This window comes from Pseudoflavonifractor capillosus (genome assembly GCF_016902575.1).
Classification (GTDB): Bacteria; Bacillota; Clostridia; order Oscillospirales; family Oscillospiraceae; genus Enterenecus; species Enterenecus capillosus_A.
Genome location: NZ_JACSNZ010000081.1, coordinates 1 through 3,329, shown reverse-complemented (window position 1 = coordinate 3,329; position 3,329 = coordinate 1). Strand labels below are relative to the sequence as shown.

Annotated in this window: 3 protein-coding genes and 2 pseudogenes; 4 read left to right on the top strand and 1 reads right to left on the bottom strand. The window is 51.7% G+C overall.

Translation table 11 applies throughout. The features are described 5' to 3' along the window. Window positions 1–229, top strand: a pseudogene (locus H9X86_RS11720) (type VI secretion protein); the annotation flags it as partial. A 105-nt stretch (window positions 230–334) separates the two neighbouring features. Here the strand turns inward: H9X86_RS11720 and H9X86_RS11715 are convergent. Beyond that, on the bottom strand, window positions 335–970 hold the full coding sequence (locus H9X86_RS11715) for a DJ-1/PfpI family protein (RefSeq protein WP_204871837.1): 636 nt from the start codon (window positions 968–970) through the stop codon (window positions 335–337). A gap of 377 nt (window positions 971–1,347) precedes the next feature. Between H9X86_RS11715 and H9X86_RS11710 the strand changes: the two genes are divergently transcribed. The 3 genes and pseudogenes from H9X86_RS11710 to H9X86_RS11700 all read left to right on the top strand — a co-directional run. Further along, window positions 1,348–2,553, top strand: a complete 1,206-nt coding sequence (locus tag H9X86_RS11710) for a hypothetical protein (RefSeq protein ID WP_346011471.1) — start codon at window positions 1,348–1,350, stop codon at window positions 2,551–2,553. 11 nt (window positions 2,554–2,564) lie between these two features. After that, window positions 2,565–2,816 (top strand): DUF6103 family protein, encoded by a 252-nt coding sequence (locus H9X86_RS11705; protein WP_204871840.1) that lies wholly within the window; start codon window positions 2,565–2,567, stop codon window positions 2,814–2,816. Beyond that, window positions 2,813–3,329: pseudogene (locus H9X86_RS11700) on the top strand (hypothetical protein); the annotation flags it as partial. The gene H9X86_RS11705 and the pseudogene H9X86_RS11700, both read left to right, overlap by 4 nt.

Sequence of the window (3,329 nt, the reverse complement as noted above, 5' to 3'; positions counted from 1 at the left end):
GACCAAGCCCTTGTTCAGCATCCCGCCCCATCAGTTTCTCTTCAACGCAGGCTCCATCGACAAGCGCTCCTACATGGATATGCTCCAACTGGAGGAAGCCGAGTACAATCTCATCAAGTTTCCCCAGCGGGGTGTCTGCCTGTACAAGTGTGGCAACGAGCGATACCTTTTGGAAGTCCATGCCCCGGCCTACAAGGAGAAGCTCTTTGGATCGGCAGGTGGACGATAAAAAGACAGAGGCTTCAAAAGAAACCTCTGCCTTTTTAATTGCAGCATCCAAATAGTATAGATGCCATTACCTTTGTGGTTGCATCAGGGCGTAATTCATGGTCTGTTACATAGAGTATTGCTTGAGTTCATCTAAAAATTCCTGATAATCGTTTTCAGACCAATAAAAGGTCAGTTGCTCTTCTGTGTAATCGGCCGGATCATCTCGCATAAATTTGTTGCCAACGTGGAAATCAAACCGGTTGAGTACAGATGCCGCAAACTCACGGAAAAACATTCCGATTGCAGTAATGACGTTGCCGTCCTCCACCACAGCTTTGTGTACAAAGTTTTCCTTCTGGATAAAGGGAAAAGTATCTGCCAATTGCATGAAATACCCAGCGGTGAACTTCTTGTCGTCTAGAATACCTGCTTTGGACAACAGGGCCGGGGAGGAGGAAATTGCCGCAAATACAACAGAAGTGTTCGCTCCACTTCTCAAAAAGTCAATCAAGGTTTCGTCAAACAAGGCAGCCAGTGGGTTGATGGTACCGGGAAGAATGACGCAATCATAGTCTGTAATGTTTGCATCTGCGGTAGTTTTGGTTGGTAAAACACGCAAACCTTCTTCGCTAAGGTACTCTTTGTTCTCGCTTGCAATGTAGTCAATAGATTGGTCGAACCAGATAGTCAGTGCAGATGTTAGACAGGTAATCTCTTGCAAGGAAAAGTCGGGGTATAGCATGACAGCAAATTTTCTCATATCACTACCTCCTCACCAGTCAGGGTTTCTGTATAACGAATTAAGTATAACAGACCCACAAAAGACGTGCAAGCATAGAATTGAACCCCAAGAGAGATCCAACCCTACACTTTCGTGCTGCGGTATTCCCATACATTCAGGCTCCCAGAACTTGGCCGCTCCGTCCCGCAGATCCCCTGGCTCACCGCATTAATTCTGCTGCTCATATTAGTTTCCCCCTTGTCGATGTAACATAACACGCAACTTGCAAACGCAAGCATGAGAGAAACGGCATCGAGCGGATACCAGAACGCAATGGACGCAACAACGAAAGATGCAAGCAATCAATATTATTTAAACGTAATACCACAATATATTCATTTTGTAAAGAATAGGAGGTGTACTCCATAGCTATTACTGTTTCCGCAATTTCTAAAGCCGCTGCCACGCTGCTCACCAACGAGAAAACTCGAAAAGGGTTTGGCTGGGTGCTGGTTGCGGTCTTCTCCCCTGTCATTCTTTTGATCGCCCTGCTCTGCTCCATTGGCTCTGGCGGTGCCGAACACAACAACGCCTCAGTGGAAGCGTGCTTCTACGGCAGCACACTCTCTGCTGAAGTGCCTGCGGAGTTTCGCCACTCCATTGAGGATATGCGTTCCGCCTTCTCCCTTCTGGATTCAGCGGTGGCCTCTGCCAATGAGCAGATGGAGAGCGGCAACGGCCTTGACCCATTGCGAGTCAAGGCCGTTTTTTATGCTCTCTGCTTTGGTGAGGATGCTCCATCCCAAAGCGAAGCGGACAGCTTCGTGGCATGCTTCTACACCACAGAAACCAGAACCCGCACCGTGGAGATAGAGCAAGAGGACGGCACCGTCTCCACCGAGGAGGAGACCTACACCGTCAACGTGCCCCTTTCTCTCTACCAGGCATACACCCATCTGGAAGCTCATCTGGGCAGAGACATCACAGAGGATGACAGAAACAACATCAACCACGTCTACACCTCGGTGGCTGGAACTGCTGGCGGTGGCAGCTACAACGGTGAGTATCTCCGTGGGGATGGAACCAGTGTCGAGCTGGACATCTCCACCTTCACCGATCCCTCCACCAAGAATGCGGCAGACCTGGCTCTCTATGCCATTCACGCCTGGGAGTCCGGCTGGGGTTATGTGTGGGGAACCTACGGCAACGTCCTCACCGATTCCCTCTTCGCCTACAAGCAGGAACAGTACCCCGACGGTGTTGGTACCTACGCAGACTTCATTCGTTCCAACTGGCTGGGCGGTCGGACTACCGACTGCGTGGGTATGATCAAAGGCTACGGCTGGCTCGACCCAGAGACACTTACCATCGGCTATGCCACCAACGGTATGCCCGATCTGGGCGCCAACCAAATGTTCTACTCCGCCTCTGTGTCTGGTCCCATCGATACCATGCCGGACACACCTGGTCTGGCAGTCTGGCAGAACGGACACATCGGTGTGTACATTGGCGACGGTTATGTCATCGAAGCCATGAACACTCAATGCGGTGTGGTGAAGACCCAGCTGGAAGGCAGAGGATGGACACACTGGCTGGAGATTCCCTATATCAACTATGACTGAGGAGGTGCCCAATGAAACAAGTGAACCTGACCATTTCTTTTGACGAGGAAAAACTCTCCGCCCTGAAACGCTACATGAGCAAGCGAGATCTGGAGCTGGAGCGTGAGATGACGGATGCCCTGGTAAAACTCTACGAAAAGTATGTCCCTGCCCCTGTGCGTGAGTACATCGACGAGACCGACACGTCTGCTCCCACCAGATCTCGGCGCAGCCCCAAACCTGTCGTGCCCCAGCCCGTAGAGGACATGGAGGTGACACAGTGAACAGCAAGGATATCACCCTCTGGATTGACCAGCGTTGGTACGATGCGCTGAGCAAGCATCTGAAAGATGAAACGCTGGAAGAACACCTGGAGGATGTCATCGACGAGATGTGCAACCAGCTTCCCCAGCGAGAGTATGAACGCATCAGCGCTGAAATCTGGCAGGAGGATCAGGAGGAGCGAAAAGCTCGAGAAGCCGCTCGCCGCTTTGCGGTCTTCCATGTCACGGAGGGCGGCAGTTCTACCTACTTCCTGGCGGAAGAACATCTGGAGTTCCTTCAGACCGCCAGCCGCCTGCGCAATTACATCCGCAAAGCTGAAGGCGAACCGCCTGCACGATTCACCGGAATGTTTCCCCGTGGGAAAAAGTTATCCCGTGAACAGTTCGACACATATGTGTTGGAGCGATTGGACAACACCGGACGAGTGGTGGGTGCATTCCACATTGACCTGGACAACGGGCGGCTCGATGCACTCAACATCATGGACGGCTGGCAGCGATTCCGCATTCAGG